This is a genomic window from Eisenibacter elegans DSM 3317 (assembly GCF_000430505.1).
Lineage (GTDB): Bacteria > Bacteroidota > Bacteroidia > Cytophagales > Microscillaceae > Eisenibacter > Eisenibacter elegans.
Genome location: NZ_AUMD01000021.1, coordinates 21,861 through 40,387, shown reverse-complemented (window position 1 = coordinate 40,387; position 18,527 = coordinate 21,861). Strand labels below are relative to the sequence as shown.

At 48.7% G+C, this 18,527-nt stretch carries 17 protein-coding genes; 9 read left to right on the top strand and 8 right to left on the bottom strand.

Annotated features, from left to right (window positions below):
- The first annotated feature begins 47 nt into the window (after positions 1–47).
- Positions 48–695, top strand: coding sequence for an acetyltransferase (locus G499_RS0108950; RefSeq protein WP_035727071.1), 648 nt, complete (start codon positions 48–50; stop codon positions 693–695).
- A 59-nt stretch (positions 696–754) separates the two neighbouring features.
- Positions 755–1,666 (top strand): hypothetical protein, encoded by a 912-nt coding sequence (locus G499_RS0108945; protein WP_026999659.1) that lies wholly within the window; start codon positions 755–757, stop codon positions 1,664–1,666.
- A gap of 69 nt (positions 1,667–1,735) precedes the next feature.
- On the opposite strand, the gene G499_RS0108940 is transcribed toward G499_RS0108945, so the two are convergent.
- From G499_RS0108940 to G499_RS22010, 4 genes are all read right to left on the bottom strand, one after another.
- Positions 1,736–2,116: a hypothetical protein gene (locus tag G499_RS0108940; protein WP_026999658.1), complete on the bottom strand. Its 381-nt coding sequence runs from the start codon at positions 2,114–2,116 to the stop codon at positions 1,736–1,738.
- Positions 2,117–2,311: 195 nt separating this feature from the next.
- Positions 2,312–2,785 (bottom strand): DUF4920 domain-containing protein, encoded by a 474-nt coding sequence (locus tag G499_RS0108935; RefSeq protein ID WP_026999657.1) that lies wholly within the window; start codon positions 2,783–2,785, stop codon positions 2,312–2,314.
- 131 nt (positions 2,786–2,916) lie between these two features.
- Positions 2,917–3,588 (bottom strand): deoxyribose-phosphate aldolase, encoded by a 672-nt coding sequence (deoC, locus tag G499_RS19350; protein ID WP_035727066.1) that lies wholly within the window; start codon positions 3,586–3,588, stop codon positions 2,917–2,919.
- Positions 3,589–3,606: 18 nt separating this feature from the next.
- Positions 3,607–3,759, bottom strand: a complete 153-nt coding sequence (locus G499_RS22010) for a hypothetical protein (RefSeq protein ID WP_211231603.1) — start codon at positions 3,757–3,759, stop codon at positions 3,607–3,609.
- A gap of 16 nt (positions 3,760–3,775) precedes the next feature.
- On the opposite strand from G499_RS22010, the gene G499_RS0108925 reads away from it, so the two are divergent.
- Entirely contained in the window at positions 3,776–4,201 is a 426-nt protein-coding gene (locus G499_RS0108925; RefSeq protein WP_026999656.1) for a hypothetical protein, read from the top strand.
- A 345-nt stretch (positions 4,202–4,546) separates the two neighbouring features.
- On the opposite strand, the gene G499_RS0108920 is transcribed toward G499_RS0108925, so the two are convergent.
- Positions 4,547–4,942 carry a hypothetical protein gene (locus G499_RS0108920; protein ID WP_026999655.1) on the bottom strand — a complete coding sequence of 132 codons (396 nt, stop codon included), beginning with the start codon at positions 4,940–4,942 and terminating at the stop codon, positions 4,547–4,549.
- Positions 4,943–5,103: 161 nt separating this feature from the next.
- On the opposite strand from G499_RS0108920, the gene G499_RS0108915 reads away from it, so the two are divergent.
- The 3 genes from G499_RS0108915 (at position 5,104) to gap (ending at position 9,373) form a co-directional block, all read left to right on the top strand.
- Positions 5,104–7,278, top strand: coding sequence for a tetratricopeptide repeat protein (locus G499_RS0108915; RefSeq protein WP_026999654.1), 2,175 nt, complete (start codon positions 5,104–5,106; stop codon positions 7,276–7,278).
- Positions 7,279–7,349: 71 nt separating this feature from the next.
- Positions 7,350–8,234: a hypothetical protein gene (locus G499_RS0108910; protein WP_026999653.1), complete on the top strand. Its 885-nt coding sequence runs from the start codon at positions 7,350–7,352 to the stop codon at positions 8,232–8,234.
- 143 nt (positions 8,235–8,377) lie between these two features.
- The gene (gap, locus tag G499_RS0108905) at positions 8,378–9,373 is read left to right on the top strand and encodes a type I glyceraldehyde-3-phosphate dehydrogenase (protein WP_026999652.1); all 996 of its coding nucleotides are present in this window, start codon (positions 8,378–8,380) and stop codon (positions 9,371–9,373) included.
- A 348-nt stretch (positions 9,374–9,721) separates the two neighbouring features.
- Here the strand turns inward: gap and G499_RS0108890 are convergent, their stop codons facing one another.
- Together G499_RS0108890 and G499_RS0108885 are read right to left on the bottom strand one after the other, a co-directional pair.
- Positions 9,722–11,107 (bottom strand): C1 family peptidase, encoded by a 1,386-nt coding sequence (locus G499_RS0108890; RefSeq protein WP_026999651.1) that lies wholly within the window; start codon positions 11,105–11,107, stop codon positions 9,722–9,724.
- 43 nt (positions 11,108–11,150) lie between these two features.
- Positions 11,151–13,394 carry a tetratricopeptide repeat protein gene (locus G499_RS0108885; RefSeq protein WP_026999650.1) on the bottom strand — a complete coding sequence of 748 codons (2,244 nt, stop codon included), beginning with the start codon at positions 13,392–13,394 and terminating at the stop codon, positions 11,151–11,153.
- Between the two features lie 407 nt (positions 13,395–13,801).
- Between G499_RS0108885 and G499_RS0108880 the strand changes: the two genes are divergently transcribed.
- The 3 genes from G499_RS0108880 (at position 13,802) to G499_RS0108870 (ending at position 16,443) form a co-directional block, all read left to right on the top strand.
- Positions 13,802–14,329, top strand: a complete 528-nt coding sequence (locus G499_RS0108880) for an NUDIX hydrolase (protein WP_026999649.1) — start codon at positions 13,802–13,804, stop codon at positions 14,327–14,329.
- A 202-nt stretch (positions 14,330–14,531) separates the two neighbouring features.
- Positions 14,532–15,350 (top strand): hypothetical protein, encoded by an 819-nt coding sequence (locus tag G499_RS19345; RefSeq protein WP_051296117.1) that lies wholly within the window; start codon positions 14,532–14,534, stop codon positions 15,348–15,350.
- Between the two features lie 43 nt (positions 15,351–15,393).
- Positions 15,394–16,443, top strand: a complete 1,050-nt coding sequence (locus G499_RS0108870; RefSeq protein WP_051296116.1) for a 2-dehydropantoate 2-reductase — start codon at positions 15,394–15,396, stop codon at positions 16,441–16,443.
- Here G499_RS0108870 and G499_RS19340 read toward each other — a convergent pair.
- Complete coding sequence (locus G499_RS19340; protein WP_051296115.1) at positions 16,430–18,343, bottom strand: acyl CoA:acetate/3-ketoacid CoA transferase; 1,914 nt, start codon at positions 18,341–18,343, stop codon at positions 16,430–16,432. The two genes, G499_RS0108870 and G499_RS19340, sit on opposite strands and share 14 nt — an antisense overlap.
- Positions 18,344–18,527 lie beyond the last annotated feature (184 nt).

Below are 18,527 nucleotides of genomic sequence, written 5' to 3'. Positions count from 1 at the left end.
TGCGTTTTTTGGCCTTTGTACACTCTTTTTAAAGCTACTTAATCCCTATGATTGATAAAAAACCTGTCTTGATTTTTGGTGCCGGAGGATTAGGCGCTACCACTGCCGAAATTTTTCAAAGCCACGGGGTGGAAGTATATGGCTTTTTGGATGATAAAGCGTCGTTGCACCAAACAGAAATCAACTATATCACTGTTTTGGGCAATACAGACGATGAGCGCTACCTCGGTCTGCTCAGTGGTGAAAGCTGCGGCGCATTTGTGGCCATCGACGACCCCAAACAACGCAAACAACTGACCAAAAAACTCATCGAGCAATACCAAACTATGCCCACCAATGCCGTACACGGCCATTCAATCGTCTCCCCTTCGGCCACGCTGGGCTACGGCAACCTACTCAGCGCCGGCGTACAACTGGGTGCTGGGGTAACACTAGGCAATCACTGTCAGCTGCATACCCGGGCTACCATAGACTATGAGGCCAAGCTCGGAGACTTTGTACACATAGGCGCGGGCAGCGTAGTGGGTTCTGGCGTAGTAATTGAAGATGATGCCTTCATAGGCGCAGGGGTAGTCATTATCTCAGGCGTAAAAATTGGCAAAGGAGCCAAAGTCGCTATCGGCTCTGTGGTACTTTCAGACATTAGTGCCGGTGATACTGTTTTTGGGCATCCTGCGCGTGTTATCAATACCTAATGTCTACTGTTTTTCCTCTTATTTATTCCCCCTTCAGAACCCTTTTATACCCTTAAAATATGGCTAACGAAGCACCAAAAAATAATCGCCGTTTACTCTTGGGCATTATTGTCGCGCTGGTAATGCTCAATTTTGTATTACTTTTCTTTAATATCCGCAACCAATCGGTCATCAAAGACCTACAAGGCAAGCTCCAAAAACAAAAAGAATTTGCCGAAGCTGAATCCAAATCAGCGTCGCTCAAGCTCGACTCGCTCTCCTTCGAGTTAGAGCGCCAAATCGAAGAAGCGCGTGAGCTTGGCCTTGACTATGCCGAGCTAGAAGAGGTAAAGCTCAAACTCGAACAGGATAAAAAAGACCTAGAAGAGCGCGTAGAAAAAGAAATTGGCTACTATCAGCGCAAACTAGCTGCCTATGAGGAGCTGTTGGTACGCAAAGACCAAGAAATGGAAAAACTGCGTGAGGCTAACAAGGAGCTATATGCCCAAAACCAAGACCTACAGACCAAGGCCAACCAGATGAGCGCAGACCTGCGCGATACCCGCCAAAGCGTAGACCGCCTCCAAACCAAAATCAGCAAAGAAGGTGCGCTGCGCGTATCGACCATCTCGGTCAGCGCTGTTAGCTCTGGCGGGCGCGAGCTCAACTCTGGCTCTTACCGTGCCAACCAAGTCGATAAAATCAAGGTCTACTACCAGTTTGACAAAAACGCCCTTGCCGCACTCGGTATGCGCGATGTCTATATGCGTGTGGTAGAGCCTAATGGAACAATCCTCAGTGTAGGAACTTTCAAAACCAACGACGGCCAGAACCTCAACTATACTTCGCGCCAACAAATCTTATTCGACAACTCGGGGCGCACAGAGGTACTGCTCTATGACAAAGGCTCCGAATACAAAAAAGGACAGCATAAAGTAGAGCTATATGCTGACGGTGCCTACCTTGGAGAAGGCTATTTTACCGTAAAATAACCTCCCCACATAGCCCTTCAAAACCCCTTGGAGCAAACTTCAAGGGGTTTTTGTTTGGCCAATGGGCAATTAGTCTTTGAACAATAAGGCTGCTATTGACCTACTAATAGACGACAACTCGCTCTCGACACTGCTCAGCTCCGACTGGCAGATGAAGTACAGTGTCTGCTCGTAGGCTGTCCAGAAAATACAACCTTCCGGAAGCATATATTGTAAGTTGGTAACAGGAAGTTGGTTGGTGAGTGTTTGATAGATGCGCTGAATCTTACCTTCAGCATCTACGACCTTAATCCAAGTCAGGGCATTGGGCGAAGCCCAAAAATTAGAAGGCACAGGGTCCTCGTAGCGTAAGTTCAAGTCTGTTTCTTGAGCTGTAGGTGGGGCGTTTTGTTGGGCGTGTAGTGCCAATCCGCTCAGGAGGCAAGCTACAATAATGAGTATCCATCGCATAAGGCAAGAATAGGTTTAGGGGGTGAACGGCAACGCGCCTGTTATTCTCCTCAAGCCTATTGCCGTATATTTATTTGGCTAATTGGGGTTAATTTAGTGAAAAAATATAAAAAATCAAAATTAATCCGAATTTTATACCAAAACAAAACCCACTGCTTTGGCAGTGGGCATAGGTTGGCACAGCCCTTCGGGCGGTTATTCCATTCCGTTGGAATTGTAAATGATAACCCCTACGGCCTCAAAAGTGAATTTTTCTTCTGGCTCAGTGATAGCAGCTATTTCTTCGAGGCTTTTGCCCGCATCTTCGGCATAGTGTTGTAAGCGCTCAACAGGGACAAGCTCGCGCTTGGCTACTCCTTGGATAACGACTTCTTTGCCATCATCTGTTTTGGGAACAAAAAAACCATAGTCCTTAAATTTGACCAACATAGTTTGGTTGTTGCCCATATCGAGCGTCATCCAGCAGCCTTTTTTCTTACAAACCTCGACAATAGTACCTCTGAGGGTGATATTGCCCAGCTCTGTTTCTTGACCAATCATCTTAGGCAGGTCTGACAGGTTTTTTGCCCCTGCATCGCTGATTTTCTCACCATAAAATCCTGTTGTTTGGGCTTGTAGCTGGCCATAACATAGGCCACATAGCACTAAAAGAGACCAAAGATATCGCATAAGCAATTGAGTTGAGAGTTTGGTAAATACATTATATATCAGGAACAAATATCGGTATTCTTCAGCTTATCATAGCAATATAGCAACTATTTAGGATTAGACTAAAGGGGCTCAACCGAGATAAGGCCAGTTTATACAGCTCCTCCTCCTGCTTGCTGAGCTTCGGCAACGATGCTTACTCCTGCCGAAGTACCGATACGTTCGGCTCCTGCGGCTATAAACGCTTGGGCTTGCGCCAATGTTCGGATACCACCAGAGGCTTTGATGCCTACTCCTGCCGGAATACTTTCTTTGATAAGGCGGATTCCTTCGAGGGTGGCGCCTTCGGGAGCATAACCAGTAGAGGTTTTGATAAAGTCTACCCCTGCTTCTACACATACCTTACACGATTGAACTATCTCTTCGGGGCTGAGATAGGCCGTTTCGAGGATTACTTTGAGCAAGCGTTCGTGTTGATGCGCCTCTTGAGCCAAGGCTGCCATCTCTTGTTTGACCCAAGGGTATGCGCCGGCTTTGACAGCGCCTACATTCATCACCACGTCCAGCTCGTCTGCACCATCACGAATACAACTCTGTAGCTCATAACGTTTGACTTCGGATCGGTTATACCCTAGTGGGAAGCCAACAACGGTTACGACGGCTATATCGTGTTGGCGTAGGTCTCTTTTAACTTTTTTGACCCAAAAAGGAGGGACACAAACCCCCACAAAGTGGTGTTCGATGGCTTCGGCTACGAGCTTGTCCATCTCGGCAAAAGCTGCTGTAGGACTGAGGAGGGTATGTTCGAGGTATTGTGCTATCATCTTGCAAAAATTTATTGGCTACTCCCCCACTAAGATAGAGGGGAACAAAATCACTTGGGGGCTATGTTTGAATAATGGCTGTACACCCGGCTGTTTGGAAGCAAAGCCCATCGTGTTGAGGGCATATTTTCCACAAACAACCCGGTAATGCGCCAAAAGGTTGGGATACAAAAATAACAAATCTGAAATGAAAATGGTCTTATGCTGGGCTTTGAGTGTGCCTTTGTCGTTTGGACTGCTGGCACAAAATCGTCAACATTGCAATCCTGTAGATGACTTCGAAAAAGTCTGGGACTACATCAGCCACCGGTTGAGGGTATCAGGGATGGGGAAATTTTATTTTGAATTAGCTCCTGATAACCAAGACCGAAGAATGGAGAAAAAAGTACCGGCAGACAATGCAATAGTGTATGAAGCACGCACCAATCAGCCCGATGTGATGTTGGCGATGCCTGCTGAGCCCAACGATGAACCCAAAAAACTGTCGGTATACCGAGGGCGAGAGCTGCTCTTTGAAGTGGTCCAATACCAAGGTTTAGAAATGGCTGAAGGCCAATCTGCCGAAGAGGCCTGTGATGTGTGGGAGAAGCTCTACCATTGGGCCAGCAAGTAGTTGTCGTCGGTGGCCGCTGATATACCCTGCTAGGCATTGTGTTTTTTGTCGTTGTAGCACTTATACTCAATCACAATTGGTTTGGGGAAATCTACACACTGAAAATCCTTGATAATCAAGGAAATAAAATCCTGTAAATCCCCAAATCTTGTGAATCTTAGTATATTTTGCTCCTTAGGTCTCACCGCACAGGAGGGAGATAATGACTCAGTGAGATTGGAGAGGTATGTGCTGAAACTCCCTGAGCATCAGAGCAATTCACTTTAACAATCCTTGGTATATAATACAACAAAGCCCTTAGCTGAGAACTCAGTTAAGGGCTTTTGAACGATAGCGGAGGCAAACCTATTTGGCTTCGCGCAGGCGCTGCAAGAAAGCTTGCTCGTCGGCGGTATGCGTTTCGGGTTCGCCCAACATTTGCTCAGCAATGTCCAGTAAGATTTCGGCTAGCTCTTCATCTTTTGTACAAAAATCCAACAGCTCTTCCATAGCATATGGGTTTTCGCGATAAGTTTCTTCCAAAATATCCAAGACTTCTTCTTCTTCTTCTTCAGACAAGAATCCTTCTGTAAAAAGCCCTTCTTCAGGGTCGAAAAGGTTTTCTACGATGGCATCGGCAAGGTCTTCGTCATCCTCATCGATTTTGCCATCCAGCATAGCGACGTGGTGGGCAAGGCTGACAATTACTTCTGCCAAACCGATAGAGGCATCTTTGAGTTCTTCGCGTTCTTGTGCGTTCATTAGACAACGGCGATTAGGTAAACGAAATATTGATACAACAAAGGTAAGGGTTTTAGAATTGGTTTGAGACTTTGTGAAAAATTATTTGTACTTGAGTATGCTGAGGCTTTGATGGAGAAAAAAAATAGTTAGATTTGTAACTAAACATTACTTACTTGCGTATGAGGCTTCGGCTTTTCTTATTGGGCTTATGGCTAAGTTTTGTTGGGGGACTAGGCTTAGCCGAGCGCTTGCCGGCTCAAACCTCAGGGCGGTCTGTGATGTTTATTCAAGATACGGCTCAAATCAATGCGCTCAATCGTAAAGCTTGGGAGTGGCGCTCCAATCACAGCAAACAAGCGATTGTGTATGCTGAGCAAGCCAAAGAAAAAGCCATCGCCATCCAATATTATGAAGGGCTGGCCTATGCTTATATGTATGCCGGTGTAGCCCATAATTATGCTGGTAGCCCCCTGAAAGCGATGCAAGAGTATGAAATGGCGCTTAAGATTTTTAAAAAACAAGGGTTGCTTTATGGACAGGGCTTTGTGCTCAATCTCTTGGGCGAATACCACATGGAAGCCGGCGACAACAGCATAGTTCTAAACTTACTATTTGAGTCTTTAGAAATTCGCAAGCGACTTCGTGATGATGTAGGGCTTGGGCATACACTCAAAAATATTGGCAAGTTTTATTTCCAAAATCAAGAGTACTTACAAGCCCTCAAATACCACCAACAGGCGCTGGCACTACGAGAACGTATTCAGGACGCACGCGGGCTGGCAGATAGCTACAATTATTTAGGAGAAGTGTTTCTCATCATTGATAGTTTGGCACAGGCTACTGTCTGTTTCAAAAAAGCCTTATCAATACATCAAGCTCACGGACACCAAGCCGGTGTAGCCATTAGCCTAAATTTTTTGGGCAGGGTAAACAGCCTCCAAAACAAACCGGCTATAGCAGCTACCTATCTCCATAGGGCATTGGCCATCAACCAAGACCTAAACCACGAAGAGGGCATCTTGAGAGACTATCAGGGCTTGGGGCAGATGTCTATGCAACAAAAACAATGGGAGCAGGCCGCCGATTATTTGCTCATTGCGCTCAATATAGCCCTCCGAACAGGATTTAAAAAATATACCCGCGACCTGTATGCCGACTTGGTAACCTGTGCTGAAGCCCGACAAGATTACGCGCTGGCCTTGGCCTATCACAAAAATTATAGCGTTTATCGTGATTCACTCCGAGACGAAATAACTACCCAACGCATCAATGATGCGCGCATTCGCTACCAAAGTGCCGAGAAAGACCGACAAATACAAGAGCTTAACGCCCAACATACCATCCAAACCCTACAATTGGCACGCCAAAAAGACGAAATTATACGGCAATATTATATCATTCTTAGCTTGGTTTTGCTGGTGTTGTTGGTGTCGGTGGCGGGCTATTTCTGGAGAAAAGCCAACAAGCGCATCCGGCGATATAACCACCTATTACAACTACAACGCCTACACCTGCGCGACAAAAACGAGCAAATCAGCACCCAAGAAAAGCTTCTGCGGCAACAACAACACGATTACCTCAGCTCGCTCAACAACGCCAAACGCATACAACACGCTATCTTGCCGAGTATGCACGAAATCCGTCGGCATATCCCGGAGCTATTTGTGTTGAACCTACCCAAAAATATCGTATCCGGCGATTTTTATTGGTTTACACACCTTCAGCTCCCCAATCAAGCGCCCAAAACCGTACTGGCCTGCGTCGATTGTACAGGCCACGGCGTCCCCGGTGCGTTTATGTCATTGGTAGGCAATGACCTACTCGACCAGATTGTACGCTTCGAACACCACACCCAGCCGACAAAAATATTGACCGAGCTAAACAACCGCATCAACCACGTACTCAAGAAAAAAGAGCTGGACAATATCGAGGGGATGGAAATAGGGCTTTGTGTGATTGATGAGCAAAACCAAACCTTGACTTTTGCCGGCGCCAACCTGCCTATGGTCTATTTTCAAAACGGGAAGATGCAGCTATTCAAGGGTACTCCGCAACCCGCAGGCGGGCTGATGCACGAACAGCGGCAGCCTTTCGAAGAGTATACCCTCCTGCTCAATCAGCCAACGCAATGTTACCTTTTTTCGGATGGATACAAAGACCAGTTTAATGGCCAAACTGGGCGTAAAATTAGCGTTACGCAGTTCAAAGAATTGCTCAGTGAGGTACATCATCTGCCTTTGGAGGAACAATCTGCCTCACTTTTTGATTATTTTATGAAATGGAAGGGCGAGCACGCGCAGATTGACGATGTGTTGCTCATTGGCTTCAAGCTGGGCTGCACTCCTCATCCATAAACCTTATCTCAACTCTTGAACCTTTTTGGTATGATACTGCTATGAAACACTTCCTGACTCCATACACTCCAATGTTATACTTGCTGTTGAGTATCATCGTTGGGCTTTCGGCTTGCCAAATGCAACACGAGCTTATGTTTGAACCCGACAACCGCCGCCAAGATCCCCGGCTAATGGTTACGGTTGTCTTGCGCGATGGCCAACCTTACCAACGTTTCGAATACCAACAGCGTAAGCTCAGCACCCGCATCACCTATAGCGCCAACTTAGACTCGCTCACAGAGCGCTGGCAATACAACGAACAAGGCCGCCCAAGCCGAAAATCGCTTTTTGATGCCCAAGGTGTAGAACGTGAGTATGAAACCTATGAATACAACAACCGTGGTGCGCTCTTGAAAACCATACACTACAAGGTAGTGCCTTCTGACTGGACTCGGTTTGAGCGCCACCACGAAGAGCTGTTCTATTATGACACCCAAAGCCGGCTTGTAAGGCGAGAATATTACCACGCCCACGAAGAGCTGGATAGCCCCCCTACCACCCCACCCCAAGGACACGGCGGGCACAACAGTATGAAGCCCGGTGCAGGGCTAGAAATCGATAATTACCAAGAGTTTGAATATGATGCCTACAACAATATCACCCTACACCGTACCTATGCCCACCCGCTGGGTAGCCGTGAGCTAGGGCCGGTCTTGGTAGGGAATCTGCGCTATGATACTCAAGCTCCCAACGAACGCCGCCGCTCGGGTATCTACCCCATAGAAGTCTGGGACCTGTCGGACAATGTAGTCTTAGAGGCGCAATACCAAGTCGTGAATCAGGGATCGGTATATACCCCCTTCTCCTTTCGACAAACCCACCTCTACAACGCCTACGGATACCCTTCCGAAACTACCCGCACCTACCACAACGGCCACATCGAGCGCTGGACATACCAATACCTGATACCTTGATGTAGACTGCCAAAGTATCTGCCCAAAAACTGCTTCTACTGATATGCGCTTTTTTCAGCATTGGTTAATTGCGCAAAACTCCCTAATTTTGTCATGCCTTTTGAAGGCACGTTCTTATTTGAATCTCATCAAACCCCGTCGACATGTCCAAAATAAAAGTTGCTATCAACGGATTCGGTCGTATTGGCCGCATCGCTTTCCGTGCATTGCTCCATAAATCTAATGTAGAAATTGTCGCTCTCAACGACTTGACCGATACAGCTACCTTGGCTCACTTGCTCAAGTATGACTCTGTACACGGTCGCTTTCCTGCCGGAAGCGTAAGCCACGATGACTCACACATCATTGTTGATGGCAAACCCTTGAAAGTATATGCCGAGCGTGACCCCAAAAACCTACCTTGGGCAGCGCTTGGAGTAGATGTAGTATTGGAGTCTACAGGTCGCTTTACGGATGCTGCCTCTGCTGGCGCACACCTAGAGGCCGGGGCTAAGCGTGTGGTCATCTCAGCGCCTGCCAAAGGGGATATTCCTACGGTGGTTTTGGGAGTCAATGACAACATCCTGACCGGCAACGAGACCATCCTCTCTAATGCTTCTTGTACTACCAACTGCCTCGCTCCTATGGCCAAGGTCTTGGATGAGGCTTTCGGTATCGAAAAGGGCTACATCACTACCGTACACGCCTACACTGCTGACCAAAGTCTGCAAGATGCGCCTCACAAGGACTTGCGCCGTGCTCGCGCTGCTGCCGTGTCTATTGTGCCTACTTCTACTGGTGCGGCCAAGGCTGTAGGTTTGGTACTGCCCCACCTCAAAGGTAAGCTTGATGGCGTGGCAATGCGTGTGCCTACTGTAGATGGTTCTTTGACTGACCTCACCGTAGTGCTCAAAAAAGACGTAACCGTAGAAGAGGTGAACGCCGCGATGAAAAAAGCTGCCGAGTCTACCCTCAAAGGTATCCTAGAATACACCGAAGACCCTATCGTATCGGTAGATATCATCGGCAATCCTCACTCTTGTATCTTCGATGCTGAGTTGACTTCTGTCAACGGCAACTTGGTAAAAGTAGTGGGTTGGTATGACAACGAAGCCGGGTATTCTAACCGTGTCGCTGACCTTATCGCTAAAATTGGTTAATCCAAAAAACGATACCCCTCATACATACCAAAACGCAGCCCCTTGGGGTTGCGTTTTTTTATCTGTTTGGTAGATTTATATCCTTCTAGTCTGGCGTTCAGCATATATTTAAACACAAAGGGCAGAGAGTACAAACCTCTAACCTCAACATCCTTGATAACCAAGTACTGTCAACTCTCAAATCAAGTGGATTTTGGTATATACTCAACCACAATTGGTTTGGGAAATCTTGGTGCTGAAAATCCTTGATAACCAAGAAAATCAAACCCTGCAAATCCCCAAATCTTGTGAATCTTGGTACAATAAGGGCTTGTTAGTCAAGGCCAACTTAGCAAATGTTCAATAGTATTAGTCTACGTGTTTGATGGCCACGATAATGGGCACAATCGTATTTTTATCACTTTCTGAATAAAAGCCAATTTCTCCATTGCGCAGGTAGTCAATAGATTGCATAGGGGCTAATCGCCCTTTGAGAGCCAGCTCAAGGCGCTCTTTGAATGTACCCGAGAAGCGTTTCATTTGTGATATGACTTCTTCTATGGGAATAGGCTCCGAAGAATATAAAATACAAAAATAATCTGTGCCAATGGTTTTGTCCATTTTGACATAATGCTCTGCACTGGGCAGGGCTACGGTGCTATTGTCTTGTCCCAAAAAAGGGGTAGTATGGGCATCTTGTGGGAATATTTTGTAGGCCTTGTTGACCGCATCTGCCCCGATAACATAGACATAGGCTGGGCGATGATTAGACACCTGTAGGCGAAAGAGTGTGCCGGAGTGGTAAGGCTCTCGCATCTCATAATATCCCTCTTTGTATACGGCCTTCATATCATATCCGGCAGACAAAATAAACCGGATATTGCCTGACATGGTATAGAGGTTAGGCTTTTCGATAGTCATTTCATAGGCTTCGAAGCAAAGTGTGGCCATATCTTGGTAACGCACCCATATGAAGCCTTGCTCCCCCCAAGTAGTGCCCCAGCTGTTCATCAGTTGGAAAGCACCTCCATACTTATGGTCATCATAACCCACGATAGCCACTGCGTGTCCGCTACCTTTATTAGGGTTTTCCCCTTGTATAGGATTCCAGACAGCAACGCCTTTGGCATTTCGGAAAGAGGGGAAAATGGCCGTAAGGCCAACCAATACAGGTTTGTGGTTGGCCAACACTTCCTTGATGGCGGCTATTTTGCTGGCATTGGCTGCCCTGCTGTCAAACAACCGATGATAATTTTGGATACGAAACTTACCGGCGTTGGCGCGATCTTGTGCGGTAATCGGTTTGCCACAGCTTTCAGCAAAATCTGAGAACTTAACCACGCCTACGTTTTTCAGCTCTTCGAGTGCGTGTACTAGCAGTGTGCCCTCCTTACAATCAATGTCTACTCTTGATTTAGCTTGCTCATATACAAAAAAAGGCGAAAGTGCATTCTGGGTTGTCAGCACAGGGTCACGCCAGTTTTGTTGATAAGCCAACATAATGGTACGCCCTGCATAGGCGGTTGTCCAACCCACACAATTACCATAGGCTCCTTGGTCTTTGGGGATAGGGGCATATGCGCGCAACGATGCATAGCTAGGCAAGTTGCCACTACGCATCAGGGGTTTGAGCGGTACTTGCGCATACGCTTGTTCATCCAAAATACATCCTTGTGAAAAAGCAGCAGGGGTTTGCCACAGCCCGACATACAAGATACAGGAAAACAGGACTATAAAGCGCAAGTAAAGTATCATTTTAGGTAGGTTCAGAGTCTAACAGAATTTTCCGATATGGGTTTTAGCGTGCGATGAAGAGAAAGTCGCTGCCTGGCTCATTGCCATCAAACTCTCCGGTAAGAGGCTGCGGTTTGGCAGTAGACATATAGCTCATCACCTCGTTGATGGTCAACACACCATCTTGGCCTCCCTCGCTACGCAAGGCTTCCAAGAAAGCGCGCGCAAAGGGCGAATGTTGGCCTGGGCGGCCATCCGGCACATATTCTTTACCGGCAGAAGTGATATACCGACGAGTACGGTACTGCATTTTTTGGTTGATAAAGTCCCACTTGCTGCGGTCTTCGGGGTCGAGGCCGCGCATAGCCACCAGTTGGTCAAACGTACCACTGAAACAAGCGTCCAATACCAAGAGCACGTGGTCGCAGTGGATACGGCTCAAAACACTCCGCAGCTCGCTATAAGAGTAGTAAGAGCTGCGCGACTCATCCCTGATTTTAGAGTCTTTAGCTACTAGAAACCCTTCGCGATAAATCTCATCATAGATACCGTGGCCAGCAAAAAATACCAGCAGTTGGTCCTTATTGCTGTATTGTTGGGAGGCATAGCGACGAAGGGTCAGCGCTATTTGTTCGCGGGTAGGGTTTTCGACAATTTCGACCTCAAAGCCATAGATTTCTTCCAAATTACGGGCGATGGCGTGTGCATCATACACAGGGTTGATTAGCTGTGTCCAACTATCATATTGATTGACAGCAAAAAGCAGGGCACGATGTCTGCCCAATTGGGGCATCGTTTCTCGGGTAGCGGCTTGTTGGCCGTTGGTTTGTCGTGTTTGGCTTGCATAGCTGGCTGTTTGTTGGCCATTATTTTTGCGCACCACAAAGGTCTGCTCAGAAGTATTGCCACGCTTGTCCGTTGCCCGGAGGGTGATATAGGTTTCATAATCTTCCAAGACCACATCGCCACGGAAGCGGCCATTGGCCTCTAGTCGGGCGATATTGCCATTGACCAACACCTTAGATACACCGCTTTCATCAGACACTTGGCCTACGATTTCTATTTTCTCACGTTCTTCTACCACTACAAAGCCGCGATTGGCCATTGAGGGCGTAATGATTTGTATTTCGGGCGGGGTACGGTCCAGCGATGCCGAAGACTGAAGTTCTTGCAATAATTTCGTTGCTACCGCATTGTCTTCACCACTATGGCGGGCAAGCTCTATGGCTTTTTGAGCGTATTTTTGTGCTTCGGGGAGCTGTAAAACAGCATAATGCAATTGCGCACACAGGGTATTGTTACGGGCATTGTTATTCAATTCGACGGCCTTTTTTGCCCAAGCTACCGCCTTAGTATAGAGTTGCTGGTCGTGGGCGTGGCGATAAACCATCCCTGCAATGTAATGAAAATCAGAGGCTGTACGAGCGTTTTCGATATAGAATCGGAAATCTTCTTCTGCTTTGGCCACGTCACCCAGATGTGTATGTACCAAACCTCGCACCACATAGGCGGCGAAGTGTCGGCGGTTGAGCTGAATAGCCTTGGCAGCATCGCTCATAGCCGTTTGGTAATCCTTGCCTCTCAGATAAAGTGCAGCCCTACCGGTATATGCCTCGTGGTGTTGTGAGCTAGGTTCATACTGGAGTGCCTCATTGTAGTGATTCATGGCCTCGTTGTAGCGTTCCATCTGTACATACAAATCTGCCAATAAGGTCTGATACTTAGGCGAATAGCGGTTATGGTGTATGGCTGCTTGGTAGTGAGTCAGGGCTTGCGGGTATTGTTGTTGGGCTTCTGCAATACGCCCTTTGATGCTGTAGGCAAAAGCGTAACCGGGCATCGCTTTGAGCGCTCTATCACAATCACGTTGGGCTTGGGTATATTCTCCTTGGTGATAATACGCCAAGGCGCGGTCAGCCAGCATGCGTTCGTTGTTGGGCGAGATTTGCAACGCCTTGGAGAAGTCTGCTATTGCCTCAGCATATTTCAACATTTCGAGATATACCAAGCCTCTTGAGTGATAGGTGATGGCTTGTGAGGGGTCTATCTGGATAGCTTGGCCAAAATCATTGAGGGCTTTTTGATACATTCCCAAGCGGTAATGAGCCTCACCACGGTAGTAGTAAGCTTCCTCATAATGCGGGTTTTGCCCCAAGGCTGCATCAAAGTGTCGGACGGCCTCAGCATATTGCGCTGTTTGGCTTTTCTGCTGGCCTTTAGAAAGGTGCTCCTGCGCGCTTTGTGCTTGGACTTGGTAGCCTATCATCCCGATAAGCGCCACCGCCATTATTTGTTTTAGTGCCCTCATACAACGATTAGTAAATGTTTTGGATAGATGCTAGTTTAGTTAACGGTGCCTTGATATGTTTCAAAGGTGCTGGGTATGGTATTCTGCCTGCAAAATACAAAATATTCTCACTTATCCACACCTGAGAGCCATACATTTATTTCCAATATTTCCAAGGAAATGGGGGTAGCCTTGCTTAAGCAAAAGTACCACCTTGTACTCTTGATAGCATTGCTACGGTCAATGTACTATGATTCAACAAAATAGATACCAAAAACCTATCCAATTGTAACTTAGTCGAAAACAAAACGCAAAAAAACTTACTTTCGTGTATAACTGCCTTGGGTCTTGGCCAAAGTATAGGTCGGTTCAGGGTTTTTTTTATAGCTTTACTCCATTCTAGTTTCACTTAGCCCAACAACTAAACGATGCCTACTTTCAAGTTTTGTCCTGTTTGTGCCAGCCCTTTTGGGCTGCGCCAACTCCCCACCGAAGACCGCCAACGCTTGGTTTGCTCAAATGCCAGTTGTGGATATGTTCATTATGACAACCCCACGCCTGTAGTGGCGGCCATTGTAGAGCAAGACGGGATGGTCGTCTTGGCACGTAACCAACGCTGGCCTACCCACTGGTATGGGTTGATTACGGGCTTTTTGGAGAAAAAAGAAACGCCTGAAGAGGCCGTGTTGCGCGAGGTACAGGAGGAGCTGGGCTTGACAGCGGAGCTGGTATCGTTGGTAGGTCTGTATACTTTCGATTGGATGAACCAACTCATCATCGCCTATCACGTACGGGCAGAAGCTGGCGCACCCATTACGCTTAACGAAGAGCTAGCAGACTACAAATACATCACCCCTCAAGACCTTCAGCCTTGGGATAGCGGTACGGGGCACGCAGTGCGTGATTGGCTTGCCGCAAGGGGTATTGTGAATGAGACCATCAGCTTAAAACGTTGACACGCTACTGGACATTTTTGGAAAAGTAGCTCGGAGCTCTAGCTCCGAGACAAATTGAGGCCTCATTTTTAACTGTGGGGGCTGGAAGATGTCCAGTGGCGTGAAACGTTGATGTACCAATGTGGTTTCGATGAGCCTAAGACACAGGTCGGAATCTATAGTACGTTTAAAAACAACTTAGTCCCTTTTCACTTCCCATAAAATGCGTATACACCTTTTTGAAATTGAAGACTGGCCATACTACCCCGACCGTTTGCGTCAGGGGCAGACCGACTACCTACGCTGGCTAATGGAAACTTTTGATGTGTTCCGCGCCGTGATTCCACGTTTTGCTGAAGCCTTGGTACATACACAGGCCACACACATTCAGGATTTGTGTTCGGGCGGTGGCGGCTCAGTCTTGCCTTTGCGGCGACATCTGTCGCAACACCTGCCACACGGTGCGCCAGACTTTGTGTTGAGCGACCTCTACCCCAACCTTCCGGCTTATGAGGCGTTGGCAACCCAAAGTGGGGGGCATATCCGGTATGTAGACACTCCGCTCAACGCCCTCGATGCAGCCGCAGAGCCGCAGAGCTTTCGTACGATTTTTAATGGATTTCATCATTTCCGTCCGCCTGAGGCACAACAATTGCTCCAACAAGCAGTAGCCCAACAGATGCCCATCGGTATCTTCGAGCCGCTTGATAAGTCGGTGTGGCAGTTTGTAGTCAATACCTTGGCGCTGACGGTACTGATGTGGGTGGCTACGCCGTTTATACGTCCGTTTCGGTGGGACAAGATGCTGTTTACCTATCTCATCCCGCTGATTCCACTCTGTACGCTTTGGGATGGCTGGGTGTCTATCCTGCGTTTGTATAGCCCTCAGCAGCTCCGCCAAATGACCACCCAAGCCGACCCAAAAGGACTTTACCACTGGGATATTGGCAAGGCAAGGCACGGTTTTGGTGTTGTGATTTATGCCATTGGATACCCCAAAAGCTTGAAAGAGGCGGGGGAAGCCCCAAAACATCGACACTAACTAAACTATTTCCATCACAACGACATACTAAACACCAACTAAAATGATTACGCCCGATTTTTTACGCAAGCCCATTGGTCTGATGGGTGCCGGCAGCATTGGTTGTTATATTGGGGCACACTTGGTGCGCATTGGTTTGGACAGTGTCTGGGTGGGGCGTGCAGGGTTGCAAGAAGCTATCCTGACAGAGGGGCTGCGCATTACGGATTATAAAGGGGCTGATTGGCACCTCAATGGCTCATCAGTGCCGTTTCATACTGACCCGAAGGCCTTGGCCGCCTGTGGGGCGGTGTTGGTTTGTGTCAAGAGTACAGACACGGAAACCGTGGGCAAGGCCTTGGCAACAGTGCTGGCAGAGGGTACTTTGGTGGTGAGCCTGCAAAACGGCATCCGCAACAAGGCGATACTCCAAGCCCAACTCCCACAGGCCAAGGTCTTGGCCGGGATGGTGCCCTTTAATGTAGCCCAACTCCACACCAACCACTGGCACAGAGGTACTAGTGGGGCGATTTTGTTGGAAGAGGGGAGCGAGGCCTCGGCTTTGACAGCGCTCTTGCACGCATCGGGTATTGAGGCGGCCACACACCCACTGTTGCCCGAGGTACAGTGGGGCAAGCTTGTGTTTAACCTCAACAACGCCCTCAATGCCTTGGCAGGCATTCCGCTACGAGAGGAATTGTCGGAACGTGCGTTTCGGCTGTTGGTTGCGGCGATGATGCGCGAGGCCCTGCTGGTGATGCAGAAGGCCGGCATCAAGCCCCGCCGTTTGGGTACGATGATTCCAAGCATAGCACCCTGTGTGTTGGCCTTGCCCGATTTTTTGTTTTTCAAGGTGGCGGCCAAGATGGTACGCATCGACCCGCAAGCACGCAGCTCTATGAGCGAGGATTTGGCCAAAGGCCGCCTGACAGAGATTGACTTTTTGAACGGCGAAATTGTGGCGCTGGGGCAAGAAGTGGGCGTGCCTACCCCGCTGAACGAAACCATCTGCCAACTCATCAAGGCTGCCGAACAAGCCAAGGAGGGGTCACCGCGCTATACGGCCACCCAACTACAGCACTTGCTCTATCCGGAGCGGTTTATAAATGCTTGATGGCAGCCAAGCGACTGTCGTACAGTTTGGCATTGATGGCGGCAAAGGCAGCCGCAGCGCTCCGCCTAAAAAAAGCATTGGTAGAGTAGCGTGTGGCCGATAAGAAGTAGTGCTCGGTGTTGTGCCGAACAATCTCGAAATAGGCTGGCTCGGCATCCTTACCAATGAAAAAGTTGTCGTAATTGACCACAATGTTGAACTTGCGCCCCACCTTTTCATATTCCGCCACAAAGGCCGCCTGAAGGGGCGCTACATCGGCAGCCGTGAAGAGACTGATGCCTTCGAGGTTGAGGAAGAGGGTGTTTTCGGTTTCGTCGTAGTGGACACGGGCGCTGAAGTCGAGCTTTTCCTCCCGCCGCAGCCCCATCAAGGCCGGATTGAAGAGGCGGCGATCCATCAACCGGATTTGTGGAGAGACCATCGGTCGGAAGCCCATCTGCTGCAAAATATCTCGTTCTACATCGAGCCCTTCAGCAATTTCGAGCAGGAGCAAGCCCCCTTCTACTAACTGAAAAACAGCCCTTTCGGTGATGTAATACACGACTTGCCCCTTGGCCTGCGCATAGGCTCCGCTGAAGGTTACCTGCGAGACCTTGGGCACAAACTTGCTGTGGCTGCCCTCTTGGACAATCTGCAAGTGGCCGTCAGCGATTTGGGTTTTGGCCTTAGCCATAAAAGTACCCATAAAATACACGGCTTTGGCATTTTGGCTGATATTGATAAATCCACCTGCGCCGGCGAGTTTGTGGTGAAAGCGGCTTACATTGACATTGCCCTCAGCATCTACTTCGGCCATTCCGAGGAAGGCCTGATCGAGCCCACCACCATCATAAAAATCAAACTGCGAGGGTTGGGAGATAATGGCCTCCGCATTGGCCACGGCTCCAAAACTCAGCCCTCCGGCAGGAATACCCCCAATGCCGCCCGGCTCTACAGTTAGGGTGATATAGTCGAGGATGTTCTCTTCGTTGGCTACGGCGGCGACACCTTCGGGCATTCCGATACCTAGATTGACGACAGCGTTGATTTTGAGCTGCATGGCTGCCCGACGGGCGATGACCTTGCGCTCGTCGAGGGGCAAGGGCTTGAGCTGCGAGCTGGGTACGCTGATTTCGCCCGTGTAGGCCGGGTTGTAGGGTTCAGCAAAGGTTTGGGGATGGTGTTCGGGTTCGGCTACCACTACTGCATCGACCAAGATACCCGGTACGACGACCATCTGCGGATGGTGGCGGTGGCGGGTAGTGAGCCGCTCTACCTGTACAATCACAATACCACCGCTATTTTTGACGGCTTGCGCGATGGCCAAAGCCTCAAGCGAGAGAGCCTCCCGCTCCATGGTAATATTGCCGCCTTTGTCGGCAGTAGTGCCTCTTAGTAGCGCAATATCGAGTTTGGGGGCTTTGTAAAAGAGCATTTCTTCTCCGGCTACGGTGAGCACCTCTATCAGATCTTCAGTGGTGCGGCTGTTCATCTTGCCTCCTTCGAGGCGGGGGTCTACAAAGGTATGCAGCCCTACTTTGGAGAGCGTGCCAGGTTTGCCTGCGGCAATGTCGCGAAAGAGATGCGATATCACCCCTTGAGGCAGGTTGTAGGCTTCGATAAGGTTATCGAGCGCCATCTGCCCCAGTTTGGGCACCAGCCCCCAATGCCCGCCAATCACCCGTCGCAGCATCCCTTGGTGTGCCAAGTGGTTGAGGCCGCGCCCTTGCCCATCGCCCTGCCCGGCAGCATAGAGTAAAGTCAAATCGGCGGGAGTACCGGTTTGTACAAATCGCTCCTCCAAGGCAATCGCCAAGGCTTCAGGAAAACCAATACCTACAAAACCTCCGGTTACGAGGGTATCGCCGGATTGTATGAGTTGGGCTGCATCAAGGGCAGAGACAAGTTTGTTTCGGTTCATACCACTATGAGTTTGGGTCGGATAAAGTATCAGAGATGTTTGGAAGTTAGCGTCGCTTCGAGGGAGCTTAGCGCGCTAACATGGGTTAAAATAAGCCCGAATCATCACAAAAGCAACAATCTGTGCAAAATTGCAATCACATACAATTTTACGACTTATACCAAGATTCACAAGATTTGATTTT